Consider the following 23,472-nt stretch of genomic DNA (forward strand, 5'->3'; position numbering starts at 1 on the left):
CGTGTTTATTTTTATAAAGGAAGGAGCAACTATCATTACAGTTGAGAAGTTATTTGAAACTATTAGTTTGAAATTAGGCGTTAAAATAAAAAAAATCATGTGACACCACAACTTATTACCTTATACAAAAGATGGGCACAAGGTGGAATTGGATTATCCCTAACTGGAAACGTTATGGTTGATAGTAGATATTTGGGCGAACCTGGCAATATCGTTGTCGAAAACGAAGATGATTTAAATGCCCTAAGTCAATGGGCCTCAGCAGGAAGTTTGAATGGCAGCCATATTTGGATGCAAATTAATCACCCGGGTAAACAAAGCCCACGTACTATTTCTAAGCATCCCATTGCGCCGAGCGCGGTTCCTTTGAGTGGATCCATGAGTAAGGCATTCAATTCACCAAGAGAAATGACCCTTTCAGAAGTTCAAGATACCATTCAACGCTTTATTAATACTGCACTCATAGCCAAAAAAGCTGGTTTTACCGGAGTACAAATACATGGCGCACATGGTTATTTAGTAAACCAGTTTTTATCTACCCATGACAACCGTCGTTCAGACCAATACGGTGGTTCATTAGAAAATCGGATGCGATTTTTAGTCGAAATATACCAAGGGATGCGCCAAAATTTGGGGCAAGACTACCCGATTGGTTTAAAAATCAATTCCACCGATTTTAAAACAGACGGCTTTAGTGAAGCAGATTCACTTGCGGTTATTAAGAAAATGGATTCTTTGGGAATTGACTTAGTTGAAATCTCTGGTGGTAACTATGAAAATCCAAAAATGATGGGAGACGGTGATGTTTATTTTCTTGATTATGCAAGTAAAATAAGTCAGCTTGTATCTGTTCCGATTGCGGTTATTGGCGGATTCTGTAAAGTAGAGAGTATGATTGAAGCAGTTAGTACTGCCGATGTTTCAATGATTGGCGTTGCTCGTCCACTGGTTATTGAACCAGATTTACCCAATCAGATTCATACAGGAACCTATCAAGCAGCAAGCCTGCCCGATTAACAACAGGTGTTGGTTTCTTAGACAAAAAGGTCGGCTCCTTGGCTGCCATGAGTTATTATAGTCAACAGATGAAACGAATGGGAGAAGGATTGGCGCCACGCGTGCACCGGAATGCTTGGTCTCCTCTTCTTCAATCTGCTTTTTCCCATGGCCCAGCAGCTTTATCACCTAAGAGAAGCTAATTAAAAAGATTGCTCTTTCTCTTTTGAGAAAAAAGCAATCTTTTAATATTTTTAGCGCTTAAACTGTTCCTGATCAAAGGTTCCTTCCCAACGGTCAACAATAATAGCACTAACCATTGAACCGGTCACATTAATCATCGTCCGTCCCATATCAATGATTGGGTCAATCCCAAAAATAGCACCAATACGTGACATATAGGCTCCTAAGCCTAAACTATTAAGCGTTACTGTCGCTGCTACTGTAGCAGTACCGGGCACGCCCGCAATTCCAATTGAACCAACTGTTACGACAATAATCAGTAGCACATAAAAAGCAATATTCATCTCAACACCAGTCGCTTGTGCCAATAAGATTCCCAACATGGCTGGGAAAATCCCTGCACAGCCATTCATTCCAATAGATGTCCCAAGTGTTGCTACAAAGTTTCCACTTTGTTGAGACACTCCTAAATCTTCCAACGTATTTAATGTATAAGGAAGTGTTCCGACACTAGATCGGCTCGAAAATGCAAATAACATCGTTGTCAGAGATTTTTTATAAAACTGGACAGGGTGTTTACTCCTACCAGTAATAGAAGTCCCATATAAACAATTAGCATTGCTAAGACACCTAAATAAAGCACTAAAATAAAGCCAATGACACTCATAATAACGGTAATACCATTGGATATGATTGTTGTTGCCACCAAAGCAGTAACACCATATGGCATCACTTTAATAACGTTGGTTAAAACACTATTAACAACTACCTTACTGGAACTTAATAATTCCAAAAACGGTGCAACTTTCTCAGGTTTTTTCCCCTTCAAGAAGCGAATAGCACCCCCAAACAAGCCCGCTGTTATCACCACAGAAACGATGGCACTGTTATTAGAAAAAACTGAAAATATATTACTTGGTACTAAGTTTAAGAAAAACTCGGGAAAACTTTGTGTTGAAATCGTCCCAATCTGTTCCATTTTGCCTGCTTCAATATCACCGGTAAAACTCGTAGCATCCAGTGGAAATAGTTTCAACAAAAAGATCATGACTAAAACTGATATAGCTGTTGTACCTAGTAAAATAACGAAGGTTTTTCCGGTTAAGGCCTTTATATCGGTTCCTTCAACTTTCGTAATAACTTCAATAATAGACAAAAAGACAATAGGAACGGCGAGTAGTTGAACCAAACGAATGAAACCTGATCCAAATATACTAAACCACGTCGTAATTTCCATTTGGGCGTATTCCGTATACAAAAGACCGATGTTTGAACCAAATAAATCAATTGCAATCCCTATTCCTAATCCTAAAGCAAGAGCTGTCATCATACGTACTTGGAAGGATGCTTTACGCTTTTTTAAACTATTTAACAAAATATAAGCACCTATCAGCGCTAGAAAAGCAATAAAGGTAATATAATTACTCATCTTTAGAAACCCTGTGAATAACGGAATATCAATCATTTTTTCCCTCCTTATTTTGCTGTGTTAGCGGCAATATTGATAGCCTCCCATGTTGTTGAAAAAGGTGGTGCGTAGGCATAATCGATAAAACCTATTTCATCCGTTGTTAAGCCAGCATGAATAGCGGTTGTCAATGCCGTCATTCGCAATACTGCATCTTTTTTCCCGAATACTTGTGCTCCGAGTAACCGTTTGCTCCCTACTTCATAAATAAGTTTTATATCAATGTCAGAGTAGTCTGGCCAATATTCTGTATGGTTCAGCGTTGAAATAAGGGTGGTTTTATAAGCGAGACCTAATTCTTGAGCCTGTACTTCGTTAAGCCCTGTTCGACCCGCTTCGTATCGTCCTACTTTAACAGCACCAGTACCCAAGCTCCCCACATATTCGAGCGATTTTTTATTATCAGAAACGACATTTACGCCGATAATCCGCCCCATTTTACTTGCTACTGTAGCTAATGGAAGGTAAATATCTCCTAGTTGTCGGTGCAAAGAAGAAGCACAGTCGCCAGCAGCAAATACGTCGCTAATAGATGTTTCTCCAGATGGATCAATCACTATTGCGCCATTTCCTAACATTTCTAACTGTTCATTTTTGGCAAAGGCAGTATGAGGACGATAACCAATCGCTAGAATGACTAGATCCGTATCAATCGTATGATCAGCTGTTTTCACTTGGGTTACTTTCCCATCTTCGACAACTAATTCTTTAACAAATTGGTTGACTAATACCTCTACACCCTCTTCTAGAACGGCTCCTTTAATTTTTTCTGAAAACTCCGGATCAAATTGTCCAGCCATTAAGCGATCTAAACCCTCTACTAAAGTAACTTTTTTCCCTAACAAAGCAAGTTGATCCGACACTTCAACACCGATAAAACCGCCACCTATAATCGTAACAGTCTGATAATCATCAAGTTGGTTTTTTATTTCTTGCACAGCTTTTAAACGGGTAAACGGGTAAACATTTGATGCTTCTACACCTGGAATATTAGGAACAACCGCATTTGCACCTGAAGCAATGACTAAACGATCATAAGAGGTTAAATCCTCCTTTTTTGTTTTTAGATTACGGTAATAAACAGTTTTTTGGTCGTAATCAATCTGTTGCTTCGTGGCCAATCTTAATGTCAATGCCTGTTTTTTCCATTTGCGCAACTGTCCGTGCAAACATGACTGCTTCGTCATCAAATTGATTCCCTAGATAATAAGAAAGTCCACACGCCCCAAAAGAAATATAATCTTCTTTTTCAATAACGGTAATTTTTGCTTGTGGATTTTCTCGTGCAGCTTTAGCAGCAACACCCATTCCTGCAGCAATTCCTCCAATAATAACAACTTCCATAATAAAGCTCCTTTTAAATATTTATTTCGTCCGTAACGGTCTCATTTAAGCATTCCGCTATGCGCTTAAAAGCTTGTTGAACTAACTCCAACGATGTTCCTAAATTGATACGAATATAATCTTCGCCTCCGGGACCAAACGATAGCCCTTCTTGCACTAAAACGCCTTTTGTCTGTGCTAGTTTAGTAGTAAAGATTTCACCACTCATCCCAGTATCAGAGACATCTATCCATAAAACATAAGAGGCATCCATGGGCATTAATTCCAACTGTGGTATCTCTTTTTCTACAAATTTGACTACCCATTGGTAATTATTAACAATGTAGCTAAAACATTCTTGTACCCATTCTAAGCCTTCTGGTGTATAACTTGCGACAAGCGCTGCCGCACCAAGGGTATTGGGTTGTTCAATGTGGCATTTTACGAGTGTTTCTCGATATTGTTCACATAATTTATTATTAGGAATAATGACATAACTTGTCTTTAAACCAGCAATATTAAAGGCTTTGTTAGGGGAGTTAACATATATTAAATTTTGGCGATACTTTTCTTCCAAATCAAGTGCACTTGTAAAAGTACCATTTTGGATGTGGTCAGAATGAGCTTCATCTGAAACTAAAATGACATTATACTTTAGGCACAATTCAGCAAGTCGCGTTAAATCTTGTCGTGACCAAACGGTGCCACCTGGATTATGGGGGTTACATAAAATGAATAATTTTGGTTTTGACTCTTGCATTTGGTTTTCTAACTCTTCAAAATCAATCATAAACCGTTTTTCTTCATTTACCAGGAGTTTGTTTTCTATTAGGATTCCTTGGTTGTTTTCAGTTGCTTCTCGAAAAGGATTGTACACGGGTGTATGCATTAACACGCGGTCTCCTGGTTGGATAAAGGTTTGGACCACGTGATATAAGGAACTGACAATACCATAATCTAGGCAAATTTCTTCTAGAGGAACTTGATTATCTGTTTTTAGAGTCATCCAATATTGAATGGCTCTAAAAAAGTTTTCATAGGGATAAATATAGGCGAAAGTCTTTTTCTCCATAAGATTTTCTAGATGATTACAAACGGGCGGTGCGAGTTCAAAGTCCATATCAGCAATCCACATCGAAATGTAGTCATCGGGTATAGGACCAAAGCGATCCTCATTGATACTTTTTGTCCATTTAATTGAATCATCTTTATCGCGATCTGCTAGCCGATCAAAATTATATTTTAACATGCTATCCCACCTTTTTTGATGTCTTATTGTTAGTTTAACATAAGGTTATAAGAAAAGACTCCTAACTAGGAGTCTTTTTAGAACCAATTTGTTTATAATAGGATGCAACAGCACCAATTAAGTTTGCTTGATTTTGAAACTGGCAGGGAACGATAATGGCATCTACCTCTTGTGCACGAGTACAAACCAATAATTCTTTAACTCGCTTTTCAACCGATTGAATAAATGCTGTTTGTGCTGACATTCCGCCACCTATAACAACCATATCTGGATTGTAAGCGACTAAAAGGTTTTGGATACCTCTAGCAAGATTATTACGCAAGTCATTCACGTACCGACTTGCTACTGCATCCCCTTCAAGCGCTAATTGAAATATTTTTTCTCCGCTTATTTGCTCCAATAATTTATTTTCTTCTTGATATTTTTTTGCCATTGCAACCGGACTGGCTAAGTCACTAAAATTTTGCGTATCCGTAAGTAGCATATACCCAAATTCACCGCCGAATAAGTTCCGTCCCTTAATAAGCTCTCCGTTTAAAATAATTGCACCTCCAATACCGGTTCCAATTACAATAAAAACAACGTTGTCCACACCTTTAGCTACTCCTTGCCATGTTTCTGCAAGGGCAGCACAATTGGCATCATTTTCAAGGGTGACTGGTACACCTAATAAAGTTTCTAATTCATCACGGATTGGAAAATGATGTAAATAAGAAACAGCGCTGAATCCTCGAACAACACCTTCTTCGGAATAAACAGATCCTGGGCTACTAAAAGCGGCCCCTTCAAGCTTTCCACCGGTAACTTTTTCAATTTGATCAAAAGTATTTTTTAATTGCATTTTTAATTCTGCCCAACTGAGCGGTGTTTGAAAACTATTAACTGGATAGAGTTGATTATTTTCCCACCTACCACATTTAACAGAAGTTCCACCAATATCAAATACAGCTAACGCCATAATCATCACCTCCTCTTAACTCGCTATAAATTAAAGATCGAGTTTACTTTCCTCGATAATTCCATGCAACCAAAACGAACTTTTTTTAGGAATTCGATTGCCCGTTTCTAAGTCCAATCTGTAAAAGCCATAACGGTTTTTATAGGCATTTAGCCAAGACCAACAATCCACAAAGGTCCACAGATGGTAGCCATAACAACTTGACTCAGCTTCTATGGCTTTGAGAATCTGTTCTAAATGGTCACGAATAAATTCAATTCGGTAATCATCCTGGATAATCCCTTCAGCATCCATGAAACGCTCTTCATCAGCTACTCCCATTCCATTTTCTGATATATACCAAGGAATATTATGATAGTCATTTTTAATCATCATGGCAATATCATATATCCCTTCAGGGTATATCTCCCAACCACGGTAGGGATTCATTTTTTTGTCTGGCCAATCGTAGGCTTTTGAAAAATCTGCCGGGCTCTTAGCAGGAATATTCACTTTCTCTTTATCAACTGCCTGCACACGCAATGGTTGATAATAATTGACACCTAAGAAATCTACTTTCCCTTGTAATAATAAAGCAGCATCTTCTGGTTCAATTTTTGGTAACAAGTTATTTTCTTTGAGTGTTTCAATTAAAAACGGTGAATAGTGACCATTTACTGCTGGCTCCAAAAAGCTCTTAATATGCCACTCTTCTGCATAACGTTTCGCTTTTTGATCATCAGATTGATCAGACTTTGCATAGACGGGTGATAGGTTCAAGATAATACCTATTTCTTTGCCGGAATCCTCCATAACAGAACGAAACTCTCGAACAGCAGCTGCATGTGCCAACATGGTGTGATAACCTACTGTAATAGCACGTTTAAAGTCATATACTTGAGGCCAGTGATCATTTCCTAAATACCCACATTGGACGTGTACAATGGGCTCGTTAAACGTGGTCCAAGTATCAACCAAGTCACCAAACTGCTCAAAAGCAGTTCGAGCATAAAAAGCAAATGCTTCAATAGATGTACGATTCTCCCAACCACCTTTTTCCATCAACCACCAAGGCATATCGAAATGAAAGAGATTGATAATGGGTTGAACGCCATTCTTTTTAATTTGGATAAAATAGTCACGATAAAAAGCAACCGCTTCTTGATTGAGTGTCTGTCCGTCTGGCAGCAATCGATTCCAAGATATAGACGTCCGGAAAGAGTTCAACCCCATATCGGCCATTAACTGTGCATCTTCTGGGTAACGCTCGTATACATAGGAAGTGTGTTGTGGTCCAACCTGGTTATAAAACCGTTCTGGTTCTTTTTCATACCAGACATCCCACGTACTAGCAGTTCTTCCATCTGCATACTGCGCGCCTTCTGATTGCGGGGCAGAAGTCGCCGCTCCCCATAAAAAACCTTCTGGGAATATATTTGTATTTGTCATAATAGCTCCTTTCAACTTCCTGATTTATTTAGAATAGCTCGTACTGTTTTCACTAAGAAAACGCGTACGAGCTATCATAATATTTTATAACCCTTCTACAATTAGGTTATTATTCAGCTGATTCTAACCATCTGTCATAAGCACTTTGGTATACTTCTACATAATCTTCCACACCGATTTTTTCGATAGTAGAAACATATTCTTCCCAGTTTTCATCATTGAGCTCTAGTTGTCCAGTAATAAATTGGGCTTCTGAGTTACGGACATACGTTTGAAGGTCAACTTCTACACCACTAACAACTTCTTGTTCTTCAGGTGTTAAATAAACAAGTGGGTAAGCAACTTCACCGTATTTATTAACTTTTGCATCAGACTCTTCTTGTAGGAAGATTTCAAAATCAGAGATACCTTCATCCCCGATTGGATCGAGTTCGTGATCAGTATTAACTGGGGTTACAATACCATAGTCAGGAGTAATTTGACCACGATACTCTTCTCGGTTTGTAGCTTCCAAATCTTCTCTAAATTGACGTTCTCCGCCTTCTTCATCGACCCATTCCCATAGATAACCAGCAGGTCCTCTGTTTAGGTAGTCATGTCCTTCTTTAGAGTAGAAATAGTCGACCCACCTCATTGCAGCAGCAGGGTTCGGATTTTCTTTCGTAATCGCAAAAGCTCCTCTTTGAATACCAGTACTCATTGGGAAGATTGCTTCTTCTGAATATTCACTGGTCATAGGTCCCATCATTGGATTGATAATCGCTTCCTCTTCCGTTTGTCCGGTAGTGAAGAAAGAGAACCAGTCTGGGAACATACCAAGTTTGTCGTTTTCACCTTTTGCTTTTTTCTGTTCATCTGCTTGTGAGAATACCTCTTTGTCTAGAAGGCCTTCTTCATATAATTTATGCATAAATTCTAGATAACCACGGTAGTTTTCGGTCATTGGTGCATAACGTACTTCACCATCGTGTTCTTCAATACCCCACTCTTTTATTCCAAAAGCAGATAGTAACCATGGACGTGTACTATCCATTTTAACGTCTGTTAAAGGAATCTCATCTGCTTGGCCGTTCCCATTTGGATCTTCATTTTTGAAGCGTACAAGCATATCGTAAAGTTCATCGGTTGTTTTTGGAACGTCTTCAATTCCAAGTGCTTCCATCCATTCACCATTTATCCAAACTGGTCCACGAATCCATGTTGATGTCGCACCCCCATTAATTCTTGGTAAAGTATAGATATTACCATCTGTAGAAGTAATAGATTGTCTAATTTCTGGTTTTTCTTCTAATACTTTGCTGATATTTGGTCCGTATTCTTCAATCAAGTCATTCAATGGTACCAATAGTCCTTGACTACCATAATCAACTTCTAGAGCAGGTGTTAACACATCTGATCCTGGTGCATAGATGACATCTGGTAGCTCCCCACTAGCAAACGTTAAGTTGAAGCGTGTACTAAAGTCACTTAGCGGCGGTGTTGTATATTCAAAATTAATATTTGTTTTCTTTGCATATTCAGTTAAAGTTGGCATATCTTCCCATTCAGCCATTCCAGTACCAGGCGCAATCATAGTCATTTCAATTGGCTCATCTACAATAGGGAACCCTTCTTTATTTACTTCAGCATTTCCAGCTGCTGTATTACCACCAGAAGTTGCAACGCTAGATGTTTCAGCGCCATCTCCCCCACAAGCTGCTAATAAAAAGGCACTAGAAAAAATCATCCCTGCCATTACATAACCTTTTCGATTTTTCATTACTCTTCCACTCCTTATTTTTTATATTTTATTACCCTTTAATTGACCCTACCATAACGCCTTTTACAAAATATTTTTGTAAGAAAGGATAAACCAAAATGATAGGTAGCGTTGCAACAATCATAACGCCATATTTGATAATGGCACTTAAGTTTTGTTGCTGATTTAAAAACAGTGCTGTTTCTTCAGACATCATGGTTGTAGGGTTTGAAGATAAATCTTGCAAGACAAGAATTTCCCGTAAAACCATTTGCAGGGGATACTTAGAACGGTCATCAATATAAAGTAAGGCTTGGAAATATTGATTCCAATGACCGACCCCATAAAACAGTGTCATAACAGCAATGATCGGTTTAGCTAAAGGAAGGACAATTAAGAAAAAGATATTAAAGTCCGTAGCGCCATCCACAACGGCTGCTTCCGTTAATTCATCGGGAATTGATGTTTGGAAAAAAGTCCGTGTAACGACGATATTGTAAACAGACGCCGCTCCTGGTAGTATCAAGGCCCACATTGTATTAGTTAGTCCCATACTATTTACGAGGATATAAGATGGGATTAGCCCACCCGATACAAACATCGTAATAACCATCATCTTAGTGAAAAAGTTTTTAAAAGGAAAGTCTTTTCGCGATAGGACGTAACCAGCAGGAATCGTCACTAGTAAGTTAACCGTCGTACCGACAACGGTGTAAATAATTGTATTGGTATAACCACGCCAAATGGTTTGGTTACTCAAAATTTTTCTATATCCTTCAAAGGTTACTTCCTTTGGAAAGAGCCACATCTCACCCGAATTGACGACACTTGGATCACTCAAGGAAGCGCTTAAAATATAGATTAAAGGATAAGCTACGATTAGAAAAATCACAATCAACATCACGTAGATAATCGCTAAGAATACACGATCTGATGGTGATTCTTTTATAGCAGATTTTTTTATAACGGCTGAGTTTCTCATAGTAACTCCCATTCTCCTTTCTTTCTTACCATAGTGACACATCATTCAATTTAGATGATATTTTGTTTACGGTAATTAATAAGATTGAATTAATAACTGAGTTAAATAAACCAATTGCTGCAGCATAACTATATTGAGCATCGAGCAAACCTTGTTGATAAGTAAAGGTCGAAATAACGTTAGAAGTCGGCATGTTTAAAGGATTTTGCATTAAAAGAATTTTTTCGTGTCCTAACGACATAATGCCACCAAAGTTCATGATTAACAAAATGACCATGGTTGGTACTAATACGGGTAAATTAATATACCAAAGTCTCTGTATCCTAGATGCGCCATCAATTGTAGCCGCTTCATGTAGTTGGGAATCTACTCCGGATAGAGCTGCCATATAGATAACTGAGTTCCAACCTGTACTTTGCCAAACACCTGACAATACATAAATTGTTCTAAACCATCGTGGATCCTCCATAAAAGCTTTCCCTTCGAAGCCCAGTGCTTCTAGACCATGGTTGATAATCCCTGAAGTAGGAGAAAGAAAAGCAATAATCATCCCAACAATAACAACTGTTGATATAAAGTGCGGTGCATACGTAACCGTTTGGATTGTCTTTTTAAAACTCCCGTCTTTTATTTCGTTCAAGGCAAGAGCTAAAAGAATAGGAATTGGAAAACCGAATACCAATGAATAAATACTAATCCCTAGAGTATTTTTTAGTAGATCCCAGAAATAATAAGATTCAAAGAACTTTGTAAAGTGCTTAAACCCTACCCAAGGACTCCCCCAAATTCCTAATGAAGGCATATAATTTTTAAAAGCTATTTGTACGCCATACATCGGCCCATAATGAAAGACGAGAAAAAAAGCAAAAGCTGGTAAAATTAAAAGATAAAGCTGCCAACTATTTAAAATATTTTTTCTTCTACTTTTCTTCTTTTTTGTCGCAGTTAGTGTAGTTGTTTGTTTTTCCATCACCGTGTCCCTTCCTTTCTTTTCTTTCTTAATAAATCATCCTATATGTACAGATGTTTATTTAAATGCGGTTCTTGTAAGCACTTCCATTGTATCTTGTAACCCCTTTCTTTTCAATGTGTGAGTTTTGTCACACACAAAAAATAACCCTTGCTATTACAAGGGTTATTAGCGTTTTCCGATATAAGATACGGACACACATAGTCCAAACAGTCGCTTTATTTATCACTGTCTTGATATTTAAAACGATACTGACTAGGCGTTAGACCATTTTCTAAGCGGAATTTTCTAGTGAAATTCGATGCATCATAGTAACCAACTTCAGTAATCAATTCTTTAATTGGCCTTTTCGTTTCTACTAATAATGTTTTAAATTGTTCCATTCGCAATGACTGAATGAGATGAGAAAAAGATTCTCCCGTTTCTTCCTTCACGAGTCGACTTGCATAAGAAACTGAAATATTTTGTTCAGCTGCAATCTCTCCTAGAGATATAGCCGGCGAATCATAATGAGAGTAAATGTAGTCAACGACTGTTCTTTTCATCTCTGTATTTTGTGTATCTTTTTCATGATCCAAGTTGTCGCAGATAGACGAAATAATATCTTCTAAAACCGGTTGTGCTAGATTGATGTCCTTAAAATCAGTTAATTGATAAATTTTTTCATATTGATAATACATATTAAATTCATTTGCTATTTTTAAGACACGATTAAACATATCTGCAATCACTGCTTGTTTAGCGATAGAATGATGAATATCGTTTTTAATTTTTTGTTTGAGCTGTAAGACAATCTCAAAGGCAGCTTCTTTATTGCCTTGTTTCACACTTTGAACGAGTAGCATAATTTCTTCACGTGGATATTGGAAGGGAGCATCCTCTTGAACAATTTCAGCACGTTGCGTTAATTCTGTAAAAAATAAAACTGGACTTGATGTGTAGGTGTCCGACTTCATTTTTTCTAGAGCAGAACTTGCTTCAATATAAGAGTTTTTAATTTTATCGATCTTATCATAAGCCGTTCCAATAGCGATTTTCCAAGCTAATGCTTGGTCGAAATCTTCCCTTTTAATAATCGTTTGAATATACTTTAAAGTTTTTTGCCAATTACACTTCGATTCTTTATCCATATTAATAACGACAATGATTTGATTATTAACTAGATAAGGAACCGTTGCTTCTATCCAAATTCCTTTTAGTTCAGGATGACTTTTGGTAATTTCTTGAACGATTGCTTCTACTTTGATAATTTTTTCAGGAACGTTGGTTTCTTTTTCAAATTCTACTATCATAACAGCATAGATAGCGTACGGAAAATTCAAGCCGACGTCTTCTAAATGTTGGAAGAACTCGGCATTATTTAAATACTTTCCTTCAACTAAATTTAAGAGCGCAGAATTTCGTACAATAGGTGCGTGCTCATTCATTAGCTGATTTAACTTAATATATTCTGCTTTTGTTTTATTAATATTTGTTTTTAGAAAAGCGAGTTCATCACCAATTTTATCGCCTTCTAATCGAAAAACACTTGCCAAGTTTTTTATAGGCCGATAATGTTTGTTAGCAAAATAAACGGAGACACCAATTCCGATACTTCCCAAAATAATAACCCATAAAAGAAAGGTCGCTAATAATCTTAATAAAGGAAAATAAAAACGAGTGGTTTCAATTAAAGACACAAAGGTCCACCCCGTTAGCGGGTTAACTTTACTACTCGCTACATAGGCTTGGTTATTTATTTTTGCTTTCCCATTTTTTATCATACTCTCTTGAATCTTTTCCAAATCAGACTCTGAAAAATCTTGGGATAATCCTTTTGATGCAACCAATCTGCCTTTCTCATCCACTAAAAAAGACAATTCTTTTTCTGTTTCTCTCATCGTTTCTAAGTTAGTTTGAATTTGATTGGTATTTAAAACAAAAACAAGCATCCCATTGTTAACATTGGACTGTCGCAGTGGAATCATATAATAAATATTTTTTTTCCTCACTTGATTTTCTTTATAGAAACGATCTAGCGTATGGATAGCCAGTTTCTCCTCAGAACTACTCAATGCATCAATTAATTGTTCTTTTTCTTCAACATTGAAATCTGTTGATTTATTTAATAACGCTTCGGTGGACATTATGCCATCTGAAGATAAAACGGTATTGCGATCTGTCAATAAAATGTACAGACTTTTTGTTGAACGCATGGAGTATTCATAACTTTTTAGGACTTCTGTTAGCTTATCTGAATTTGCTTCGACATTTAATAAATACCTCGATAGTTCATCTGAATATTTAATCTGATTCGCAACCGTATTCATTTCTAAAATTTGTTCATCCAATTGGAAACTTGCTTGTTCTAAAAAATTAGCATTTGTCGTTTGGAGCTCTTCTTCTAAACTACGGACGTAAAAGCTATTCACCAATAATAAAAAAATAAACAAGGGAATAGAAAAAACAATTAAGTATGAAAAAACATATTTTTTATAGAGACTAGATTTCAGAATCTTCATAACGCTCTACAGACTCCTTACTATTTAAAACAAAGGCGACTTTCAAATCTCTTCATCCCTTTTCTCTTCTGCTTTTAATACGCCTGTATAGGTAAACCAAACAACTGGTAAAAGCAATAAAGATATTCCAAAAAAGAAAGCTAGAAAAATATAGTTTCTCATAAGAGAAACGACTAATAGTAAACCTACGCTGGTTGCAATTGAATAGATGGGAACTGACAGAGTAACAAAAAAAGCTTGTTTAAAAATATTTTTTAATGAAAAATCATAGCGCACCATCACTGTAAAGAGGAACAAACTAAAGGATAGAACAAAAAAGGTAATAAAAAGTAGGAGGGTATGGAAGAAAATAGATTGTATGAAAACATTTGAAACCCTTAAATCTACATACAACATACCAAATATAATGAAGACAATATAGCCAATTTGATTCGCTTGCTTAAAATGTTCCTTATAAGCCGTGTTAAATTCTTCTCTTATTTTGAAATTGTCGTCCTTATTATTAAACCATTTATACATTACGTGAGTAACTGCTGCGGTACTGGGTAAGAGACCTGCAATAATCAATCCGCGTAACGAGTATAGAATCCATAGTAGATGTAAGAAGAAAAAATTAGCAATCCAGTTTCCAATCGTCGTTACCGCTGATATAAATTTATTTTCTTTATTTTTCTCTTTCATCTTGACCTCCATATAATTCCGTTCACAATATACATAAACCTTACTAGAAAACAACATATAAACCCTATTCTAACGCAAAAAGCCTAAATTTTCAAACGCTATCATTTTGACTTATACCAAATAAATAAGAGTAACAAGCGCTGCTTGTTACTCTACTGCTTTACTTTAAGAAAATTTCAACTACCGGAACGAGGACGTCAGGTTTTTCTACTGGAAGCTCTAGGAGTACATTTTCAATGTCAATAATGGTTTCGGTACTTGTGATGACTTCTTCGGGATCAAATTCTCTAAAATATATTTCAGAATGATCATGTAAAAACTGAACATAGTCAACTTTCCCTGCTAATCCTTTTAGATGAATATGTCGTAAGGGCCAAGAATAGATATGTAAATAAATTCTGTTTTGACCTACTTGTGTATACCGACAATCTTTAGGAGCAAGATAAGAACTTTGCCCAGCCCCATAAATTGATTTTCCATTTAATCGCATCCACTCGCCGATATCTGCCAATCGATCACTTTCTCTTCTATCCAATTCACCTTTTCCATTGGGTCCGACGTTCAATAAGAAGTTTCCATTATTTGATACGGTATCAATCAGCATTTTCAATAAAACGTCACTGCTTCGCCATTCATTGCTATCGCGATCGTAACCCCATGTTGGCTTCATCGCATGACAGGCTTCCCAAATAACTGGTAAGCCCTCTTTTTCTAGAGGTGCATCTGGTTGGTACTGTTCAGGTGTAATAACCCCCTTGTTTAAATCCAAGCGATCATTGATAAGGATTTCTGGCTGTAGTTCGACTGCTAAATCAAACAATGCTTCCGAATCCCAATCTTGATGTCCTTTCCCTTTGGACCAGCCCCAGTCGCGATGAGGATAAGAAAAATCAAACCATAAATAGTCTATTTTCCCATATTCCGTCAATAACTCGGTCACTTGTTTTTTCAAGTAATCCGTGTAGCGACTCATATCGCGTTGGGCATTTTTACTTCTTGCCTCTTTATCGTCTCTTTGAGGATGGAGTCCATCGATGACAAAATCCGGATGATGCCAGTCAATAACTGAGTGATAAAAACCAATTTTGATTCCTTCATTACGAAATGCTTGGACATATTCTTTTACTAAGTCTCTTTTAAAAGGTGTATTTGTAATCTTATAATCCGATTGTTTCGTATCCCATAAAGCAAATCCTTCATGATGCTTCGTTGTTAAAACTGCATATTTGGTTCCTGCATCCTTTGCGGTACGCGCCATTTTTTTCATATCCATTAATTCTGGATTAAAATGCTCAAAATACCGCTTGTAGTCTTCTGGAGAAATTTGTTCAGTTGTCATCAACCATTCGTGACGCGCTGCTAAACTGTATAACCCAAAGTGCATAAATAGTCCAAAACGGTCATGAAGGAACCACGCTGGATTTCCTAAATTCTCTTGCCAATTTGCATATGCCACACTATACCTCCTAGTTTATAAACGTTGTATCTGTCATAATTGTTTCTTTTATTTTCCAATCGCCATTTTCTTTAACGAGCTCATGATTCGCTTCGGCAATATGACTGCGATAAGGCTCTGCTCCTTCAACAGCATCCAACATAACCGTTTGTTGTTCAGTACGGATTAAGAGCCGATTCTCTTCTTGTTCAAGAACCTCAGCGCTCAAAACAGTATGTTCTAAATCATACGTTTCAAATATGGGAGCTAATTCATTTTGCGTTTCTTCGCGTCCACTTGCTACAATTGTTGACAAATATCCTTCCATATCTTCTTTCGTTGCATAGTTTAAATTATCTTCAATAACGTGTATGGCTGCTTCTACTTCTGATTGATTCTCAATTTCTCCTTCAATCGAATAAGCTACCTCGGCAGGATTCTGATAAGTAGGAATACTATTACAAGCGGTTAGAAAGAGTACCAATATGCTTAGCAAATAAATCTTTTTCATGATTACTTTCTCCTCCTGCAATCTTGTGTAACACTCATACGTTTATACCCCTGAGAGCTTTCCTGCTGTTACCATATCTTGATAGAGTCCTCGCCCATGTGTGCCTTCGCCAAGGTGATAAGGGTTCGAAAATGGTAATTTAGTTTCTTCTAATTCTGCTAGTTTCGTTAATTCACCATCTAAATAGGCTTCTACTCGGTAAACAGTAGTGTCCATGCGTGCTATTGCGCCACCATAACGGATTTCGACGACTTCCCAACCGAATGGCTTATTATATGCCATCCAGACAGCACGGTGAGCTTTCCTTAACTCATTTAATAATGTTTTTAATTTTTTGGCATCTGCTAGTTTGTCTCTTAGTAAGTTTTGATCATTTTTATCATAAGCTTCTTTTAGCTGGATTCCAATTTCTGCCTTTAAACTGAGAACTTCTGCTACTTGTTGATAAAAATCAAATATCAGAGTTAAGTCTGAATTACTTCCTGTTATTACTTTCAACTTTTTAGCCAGCTTTTGATAATGATTTTCCACACCGTGTCCAGCAATGGTTTGGTCAAAGAGCCCTAATAAAGGGTCTTGCCAAAGAAGTATTTTAGAAGTTGCTGACACATTAATATTGTTTGCCATAACACCTGGTGTTTCATCTAGATCATTCAAAAGTAAAAATTCTTTAAAAGGATAACCGGTATTATGCTCAAATTCCTGAGCCATAACCGCTTCATCGACTTCTTTTCGGTAAGATAAATCCGCAAATAATTGCAATCCTGGTAGCGCGGATAAAACCGGTGTTTCTCCCCCGTCATCTCCCCATAGAGTTGCAAAAACTTCCTTCACCCCATTACGTTTGCAGCTAGCGAGTCCTGCTTTTGTTGTCTCAAAAGATTTACCATAGTTTGGAGCAATACCATTCCAAGTCCAAACACCTCCAGCAAAGATGACTTTTTTATTCATCGCTTGATGTTTAGCTAGATAAATATCATACATCGCTTCATCTTCATGATAATAATCCCAAAACACCATATCGACTTCAGGGATATTATCAATAACTTCTTGAGGCACCTTACTTTCTAAATCATAATAGTCGCCTGTTTTTGAACCGAAGCGGTAATACATATCGCTCCACATCATCGGTTCGAGGCCGTATTTATCTGTTATTTTAACGATTTCTGCTAAATGCTCATTCATAATCTCAAAACGATTACGAATGCCATTTTTTATCTGATACATACCTGTTCCCAAACCAAATGCTTCATCCATTCCGATATGAATACGGTTGGAACGAAAAGGTTGAGATGCTGAGCGAATGAGATTATCTAAAAATTCATAAGTTTCTGCTTGTCCCACTAGAACGATATCAGACGTATCTTTAATGTGACTTGCATATTGGTATTTCAAAGCAAGCTGTAAGTGCCCAAGTGTTTGGATGCAAGGAACCATCTCAATTCCCAAGGCAAAGGCATAGTCATCCATTTCTCTTAATTCTTCTTCTGTATAACGACCTCGTAAGTAACCAAAATAAGGATATTCTTTTACTTCATAAGTATCTTCTGTATAAAGCATCACTTGGTTTAGGCCGAGCTTCGCCATATAATTTATGAGTGTTTTCATTCCATCAGTATTTAAGACAGCATTTCTTGAAGAATCAACCATAACACCTGTCTTTTCGAATTGTTCTTCTTCCTCTAATGAAAAAGAGCCAGATTGCTGATACTGGTAAATCCATAAATTTAACAGACGGAAAAAAGAGCTTTTTGAATGGAATTCAATCAGCCCTTTTTCTCCATCAAATTGGTAACGTAACGTATGACCATCTACCCGATTCACTTCTAATGGTATCCCATTAGGATCTTGTTTGACACCTAGAAAGGCTGCTATGGTGTTTAAACCGTCTTTAACTTCTGACACATCATTTGTCAAATTAAGTGCTAACATTTTGGTTGTCCCCCTACACTATTATATTGATTCATCAATTAATTCTATCTTAGGGGATTTTGTAAGCCTTTACAACAACTAAGTCATAAATACATAGCTTGCATTTTTTACACATTTAGTTTTATAACGGCAACTTTATTCGATTGTTTCAATGACTTCATACAAACGTCCTAATTCGCTATTCTTATCAATAGAAGACATTTCTTTCATGTGAATAAACTCTTGAAAAACCTCATGGTTCCAGCCATTCCATGAGGTAATCAACTTACCAAAAAAGAGCTCGGGTTGATTTAACTCTTCAGCAGCAGCTTTTGCTTCAGCGAATAGTTGTTTGGCTACATTCAGTTTAAACCAGCATGCTGGCATAACTGAAAATCCCGCTTCCATAAAGAAATAAGGAGTCGGATAACCGTTCTCACGTTCATCATAATGCCAGTCCAACAAGACGATGTCTCTTGGTATCTTGTCGAGTGCTTCATAGGTACCAAAGGTGTCGCCTTCCCAATTATCATAGCCGAATTTCTTAGCATCAATTAACCGGTCAGCCCACATCATCATAGTTAAGCCACGTTGTTCCGTTATATGGGCATACATATCATTCACCGCTTTGGCAAATAGTTCAGCACGGTTACCGCCTCGACAACGCTCACATTGATCGCTAGCAATTTCATACACTTCATCCATACCGATATGGAAGTAGGTAGGTGAAAAAGCAGCGATTAACTCATCAAGCAGTTCATAGACAATCTTATTAACATCAGGATGTTGTGGACACCAACTCCGACAAAAAATTTCTGGCCATTCTGCATTTAAGGGTGTCTCTGGTGTTTCGTCAAATTCCGGGTAAGCTGTTAATAGAGCACTTCTACTCCCACCCCAACCTTGGTGTCCCAAACATTGAAAGAGCGGAACAATCTCCATTCCTTTTTCTTTAGTAAATTGTGATAGGTCTTTGGCGTCATCAGCTGTCAAAGCGTGGGGACCACCATCAATCTCAGGATGTTTCTCAAAAACGAAGGCTTTATCAATCTCCAAAATAATCATATTAATGCCATTAGGTAAAAGAACCTTTGTGATTAATTCTTTTAAATCTGGGATTAATCGTCTGTCTCCAAAACGTAAATGAAACGCCTTTTTATAATCACAGTTTTCCATATAAACACATCCTATTCTATTTTTCCTAAAGCAATACTGTTTCCATAATTCGGTTAATGGACGCAACAGGTTTGCATCCATTAACCGAATTTATGATAACTTTTTGAATCTATTTATAATGATAAGTCGCATAGGTTTCACGTCCCGGTTGAAAATAAAATGCTTTCCCATTTCCTCTTTTATAAGTCACCCCACTCCTTTATTTGTTTTTCATGTCTAAAGGCTTCCCATGTAATTACTTTCATATATAAACCCCCTTGAAAAACTAAGTTATTTTATCTTAACGTGAGATGTACTTAGCTAATAAACCCCAGTCACTTGTCAGCTCGAAGAGTTGTAAGAGACTGGAGTTTATTAATCAAAATGGAGAAGCAGTTCTTTTTTTATACTTAATTACTTACTAACTAATTGTTTGAGCTAATAGTAGGCTGCCTATTATCCCACTCTTATTTGGTAGTCCCCAACGGACGATATATTCCTCAACGTCAGGTGTCTCTACATAGCCAGCCATTTGCGTAGTAAACTCTTGGCGAATCTTGCGAAGTAAATGATCCTGGTTCATAACGCCTCCACCTAACACAATCACTTCCGGAGACAAGGTTAACGTATAAGTCATCAGAGCTTGAGCAATGTAATAGGCTTGTATGTCCCAAACTGGATGGTCTATTGGAAGATCTTGCCCTTTTATTCCAGCTCGTGCTTCTAATGAGGGTCCAGCAGCTAACCCTTCTAAACAATCATGATGATAAGGGCAAATACCTTCATACTCATCTTGAGGATGGCGTTTTACATAAATATGTCCCATTTCTGGACTAGCGATTCCTTGAAAGATTTGCCCATCCATAATGACGCCTCCACCAATGCCTGTCCCAACTGTTAAGTAAAGACAACTCGTTTTTCCCTGAGCTGCTCCCATTAACAATTCACCGTAGGCGGCTGCATTAACATCGGTTGTCCAAACGACAGGAATATCGTACCTTTTTTTCAAGGTACCTAAAAAATCAAAGTTGGTCCACCCTTTTTTAGGCGTTGCCAAAATATATCCGTAATTATCTTGATTTGGGTTGGTTCCAATGGGTCCAAATGAACCAATCCCTATTGCTTTTAAGTCATACGCGTTAAAAAAAGAGAAAATTTGCTTAAACGTTTCTTGGGGACTGGTAGTAGGAATTTGAACCTTTTTAATGATTTTTAAATTTTCATCTGCTACCGCGCATACAAACTTTGTTCCACCGGCTTCAATGGCACCATAACACATATTACTCCTCCTCACTAATTCCAACTGTCCGAATTTCATATGGTTTTAATGTATCTTCTACTTGACCTACTTCTTCTTCAAGTAGATTTAGAAGTGATAATTTTTCTTGATTATTTTTCTTAATGACAAGATCTGTTTCTTGATCTGCTAAATTATAACCCCTCAAGACGAGTTTATTATCATGACGACGTCGTTTTAATGCCGTTACAGCAAAATGTTTGCCATCTATAGTTATATACTGTTTATTAGCGGGTAATGTTCCAGTATGTAGAGCAGTCTGCTGAGCGACGAAAGGCACTTGCCAAGCATGGGCATTTTGGTAAGTTTTGTAGCGGGTAGCGGGTTGTCCATGAATTTCTAGAGCATAATGAAAAATCTGATGCCCTTTACATTGCGCTTCTGGTGTTGCGAAATATCCCCAATCTCCTAACTCTCCTACTGACCGTAACAGCGTTATAGCGATGGTTTGGTTAAATATTTCATATTCATTTAATCCAAAATTAGCGAGCGTTAGCCCATACTCTTGCGAATGCAAGTTGACAAAGGCATGTTGGTGTTGAGGATTGGCTGGATTGAGCCAGTGTCTTGAAACCTTATTGCGGCGTTTTACCACTTCGTATATACTATCTGCTTCATGTTCTTCGGCATCAATGTCAGTAGGAAATAATACTCGTAACCGATGATCTTCAGCTTGATTATCTATATGCGTTTCAAATTCAACATGTCCACTAACCGCATCCAGACTAATAATCGTTTTTATTGTAAATGGAATCAGTTCTTCAGCTCGTTGTGCTTCTCGATAACGAAAATCAACGACTGCTTGTTGCTCCTTAGCCAAACGATTATCGGCTGATTTTGGAACTTTCATGAAATGGGTTAACTGGACTTTTCCTAATAGTTCAGAATTCTCAATTACTTCTACTTTAAATGGAAAATGTGTTGAAAGAAGTGCTTGGTCCCCTTTAGGCTGTTTAAAAATATACTCATTTCCTATATCGCCTACATCTTCAAAAACGAGAAGATTCGCTACTTTTTTATTACTTGCTTTAGAAGTAACTGTAAGTGTCCCATTTTCAGCAATTTCTAACTTGACATGCTTATTTTCCAATAGATTTCCTTGGTTACTCACAATCGGAGCTTCTTTACGCCCAACTTTTGCTTTACCCTTGATAAGTGCGTAGGTTTCCCAAGAAAAGGCGGCCATATTTTCAACCTCTAGCGTAACACTGACATAGCGTTGCATATAAGGAATTCGAAACCGTTCTTTAGGAAGGTCATAACCAAACCGTACATTTTCTTCAGTTACAGTTGCTGGATGCTCTTTTCCATTAGCATCTATCACTTTATAATCAAATGCGGGTTTTTCTTCTAGTTCTTGGTAAAGTTTAGCTGGGTAGCCTTCTGCAAAGGTTTTCCTTTCTAACTCGATATCCAATGTGATTGTTCCTGACTTATGCGTTCCTGTTGTATTGAAAACGACAAATGGTTTAGCCTGTTCTGGAAACTCACTCGTATCAATGTTGTCAGTAATAGTCATAAGTGCGTCGTCTGCTAAATACTTGCCAACCTCGTGAGCTTTTTCGAAACGCGGAATCATTTCTCGGTGGACTTCATCAATAGAACACCCACAAATACTGTCATGAGGATGGTTCTGCATCAAGGTTTTCCATGCATAGTCTAATTGGTCGTGTGGATATTCTCCCGTCAGCTCTTGGGCTATAGCCGCAAGTGGTTCTGTTATATTTTCCAGTTGACGAGAAACACGGGTATTCCATTGTTTTAAGTAAACGCGCGTTGAAGCGGTATTTGCTAGAGTAAACCAACCATCTGTTTCTTGACTTTTTAGTTCCCCGTAAACCGTCCCTAAACTTTCCGGTAATTCCTTCTGAACGGAATCTAAATAATCTGTAAAGTTCGAATGGATAAATTCGTATTCTGGAAAAAGTTCATTCGCTAAACGAATCCCTTTACTGATATCTTTTTGAACGGGTTGGTGATCAACTCCATTCATCATTAAATAATGATCCGTAGCGGCAAACTTTTCTACATCCAAAAGTTTCTGTGTCCAAAATTCTTTAGCCGCTTCTACTTGAGTTGGAATCTCATTCCCATTGCTATACCAATTAGCAAAAAGCAATCCAAAAATTTTACTCTTATCAGGACCTTCCCAAAACATTTCTGAATAATGGGAACTATAATGGTTATCTTCAAGAACTTCGTTGTCAAATCCTACTGGTTTAACTCCTCGACCAAAAGCTGCAGTGTCAAGGTTTGATTGTAGCATCATTTGCGGAGTCTGTCCCATATTGCCAAATGTATCCGGGAAGTAGCCCAGCATAACGGGATCTCCCCACTTCTTGCTTTCTGCCATTCCAATTAGAATATTACGCGTATTGGACTCAGAACTAACTAAAAAGGCATCTTGGAGGATGTAGAAAGGACCAATTCTTAATTTTCCATTTGCAATCGCCTCTTTAACAGCTTCTCTTCGCTCTGGTCGCACTTCTAGATAGTCATCTAAAATAATCGTTTGCCCATCTAAATGGAAACTATTAAATTCTGGATCTTTCTCTATTAATTCTAAGAGATCATCCATTAATAAGATCAAACGCATATGATGCTGTTCGTATGCCATGTACCATTCCCTGTCCCAGTGACTATGGGAAATGATGTGTACTTTTTTCTTCAAACTGTTTTCCCCCTC

At 37.5% G+C, this 23,472-nt stretch carries 18 protein-coding genes and 1 pseudogene; 1 reads left to right on the top strand and 18 read right to left on the bottom strand.

Annotated elements, in window-relative coordinates:
* The first annotated feature begins 99 nt into the window (after positions 1-99).
* On the top strand, positions 100-1,017 hold the full coding sequence (locus tag BW727_RS08050) for an NADH:flavin oxidoreductase/NADH oxidase family protein (protein WP_062469532.1): 918 nt from the start codon (positions 100-102) through the stop codon (positions 1,015-1,017).
* Between the two features lie 233 nt (positions 1,018-1,250).
* Here the strand turns inward: BW727_RS08050 and BW727_RS10805 are convergent, their stop codons facing one another.
* From BW727_RS10805 to BW727_RS08130, 18 genes and pseudogenes are all read right to left on the bottom strand, one after another.
* Positions 1,251-1,718, bottom strand: coding sequence for a cation:dicarboxylate symporter family transporter (locus tag BW727_RS10805; protein ID WP_236953703.1), 468 nt, complete (start codon positions 1,716-1,718; stop codon positions 1,251-1,253).
* Positions 1,719-1,723: 5 nt separating this feature from the next.
* Positions 1,724-2,644: a dicarboxylate/amino acid:cation symporter gene (locus BW727_RS10810; RefSeq protein ID WP_236953704.1), complete on the bottom strand. Its 921-nt coding sequence runs from the start codon at positions 2,642-2,644 to the stop codon at positions 1,724-1,726.
* 11 nt (positions 2,645-2,655) lie between these two features.
* Positions 2,656-3,084 (bottom strand): NAD(P)/FAD-dependent oxidoreductase, encoded by a 429-nt coding sequence (locus BW727_RS10940; protein ID WP_227807265.1) that lies wholly within the window; start codon positions 3,082-3,084, stop codon positions 2,656-2,658.
* Between the two features lie 54 nt (positions 3,085-3,138).
* Positions 3,139-3,991: pseudogene (locus tag BW727_RS10945) on the bottom strand (FAD-dependent oxidoreductase); the annotation flags it as partial.
* A gap of 13 nt (positions 3,992-4,004) precedes the next feature.
* Positions 4,005-5,219 (bottom strand): MalY/PatB family protein, encoded by a 1,215-nt coding sequence (locus BW727_RS08065; protein WP_062469530.1) that lies wholly within the window; start codon positions 5,217-5,219, stop codon positions 4,005-4,007.
* 61 nt (positions 5,220-5,280) lie between these two features.
* Positions 5,281-6,177, bottom strand: coding sequence for an ROK family protein (locus BW727_RS08070; RefSeq protein ID WP_062469527.1), 897 nt, complete (start codon positions 6,175-6,177; stop codon positions 5,281-5,283).
* A gap of 30 nt (positions 6,178-6,207) precedes the next feature.
* Positions 6,208-7,605 carry a glycoside hydrolase family 1 protein gene (locus BW727_RS08075; RefSeq protein WP_062469525.1) on the bottom strand — a complete coding sequence of 466 codons (1,398 nt, stop codon included), beginning with the start codon at positions 7,603-7,605 and terminating at the stop codon, positions 6,208-6,210.
* Between the two features lie 109 nt (positions 7,606-7,714).
* The gene (locus tag BW727_RS08080; RefSeq protein WP_062469523.1) at positions 7,715-9,364 is read right to left on the bottom strand and encodes an extracellular solute-binding protein; all 1,650 of its coding nucleotides are present in this window, start codon (positions 9,362-9,364) and stop codon (positions 7,715-7,717) included.
* A 31-nt stretch (positions 9,365-9,395) separates the two neighbouring features.
* Positions 9,396-10,325, bottom strand: a complete 930-nt coding sequence (locus BW727_RS08085; RefSeq protein WP_062469521.1) for a carbohydrate ABC transporter permease — start codon at positions 10,323-10,325, stop codon at positions 9,396-9,398.
* A 25-nt stretch (positions 10,326-10,350) separates the two neighbouring features.
* Entirely contained in the window at positions 10,351-11,295 is a 945-nt protein-coding gene (locus BW727_RS08090) for an ABC transporter permease (protein WP_062469578.1), read from the bottom strand.
* A 218-nt stretch (positions 11,296-11,513) separates the two neighbouring features.
* Complete coding sequence (locus tag BW727_RS08095; RefSeq protein WP_062469519.1) at positions 11,514-13,796, bottom strand: helix-turn-helix domain-containing protein; 2,283 nt, start codon at positions 13,794-13,796, stop codon at positions 11,514-11,516.
* A 42-nt stretch (positions 13,797-13,838) separates the two neighbouring features.
* Entirely contained in the window at positions 13,839-14,477 is a 639-nt protein-coding gene (locus BW727_RS08100) for a YesL family protein (protein ID WP_062469516.1), read from the bottom strand.
* 160 nt (positions 14,478-14,637) lie between these two features.
* Entirely contained in the window at positions 14,638-15,933 is a 1,296-nt protein-coding gene (locus BW727_RS08105; protein ID WP_062469514.1) for an alpha-L-fucosidase, read from the bottom strand.
* 10 nt (positions 15,934-15,943) lie between these two features.
* Positions 15,944-16,423 (bottom strand): hypothetical protein, encoded by a 480-nt coding sequence (locus BW727_RS08110; RefSeq protein ID WP_062469511.1) that lies wholly within the window; start codon positions 16,421-16,423, stop codon positions 15,944-15,946.
* A 42-nt stretch (positions 16,424-16,465) separates the two neighbouring features.
* Positions 16,466-18,355: a beta-N-acetylhexosaminidase gene (locus BW727_RS08115; RefSeq protein WP_062469507.1), complete on the bottom strand. Its 1,890-nt coding sequence runs from the start codon at positions 18,353-18,355 to the stop codon at positions 16,466-16,468.
* Positions 18,356-18,490: 135 nt separating this feature from the next.
* Entirely contained in the window at positions 18,491-19,510 is a 1,020-nt protein-coding gene (locus BW727_RS08120; protein ID WP_062469504.1) for a family 20 glycosylhydrolase, read from the bottom strand.
* A 400-nt stretch (positions 19,511-19,910) separates the two neighbouring features.
* Entirely contained in the window at positions 19,911-20,768 is an 858-nt protein-coding gene (locus tag BW727_RS08125) for an ROK family protein (protein ID WP_062469501.1), read from the bottom strand.
* Between the two features lies 1 nt (position 20,769).
* On the bottom strand, positions 20,770-23,457 hold the full coding sequence (locus BW727_RS08130; RefSeq protein WP_062469498.1) for an alpha-mannosidase: 2,688 nt from the start codon (positions 23,455-23,457) through the stop codon (positions 20,770-20,772).
* Positions 23,458-23,472 lie beyond the last annotated feature (15 nt).

This window comes from Jeotgalibaca dankookensis, from assembly GCF_002005405.1.
Taxonomy (GTDB): domain Bacteria; phylum Bacillota; class Bacilli; order Lactobacillales; family Aerococcaceae; genus Jeotgalibaca; species Jeotgalibaca dankookensis.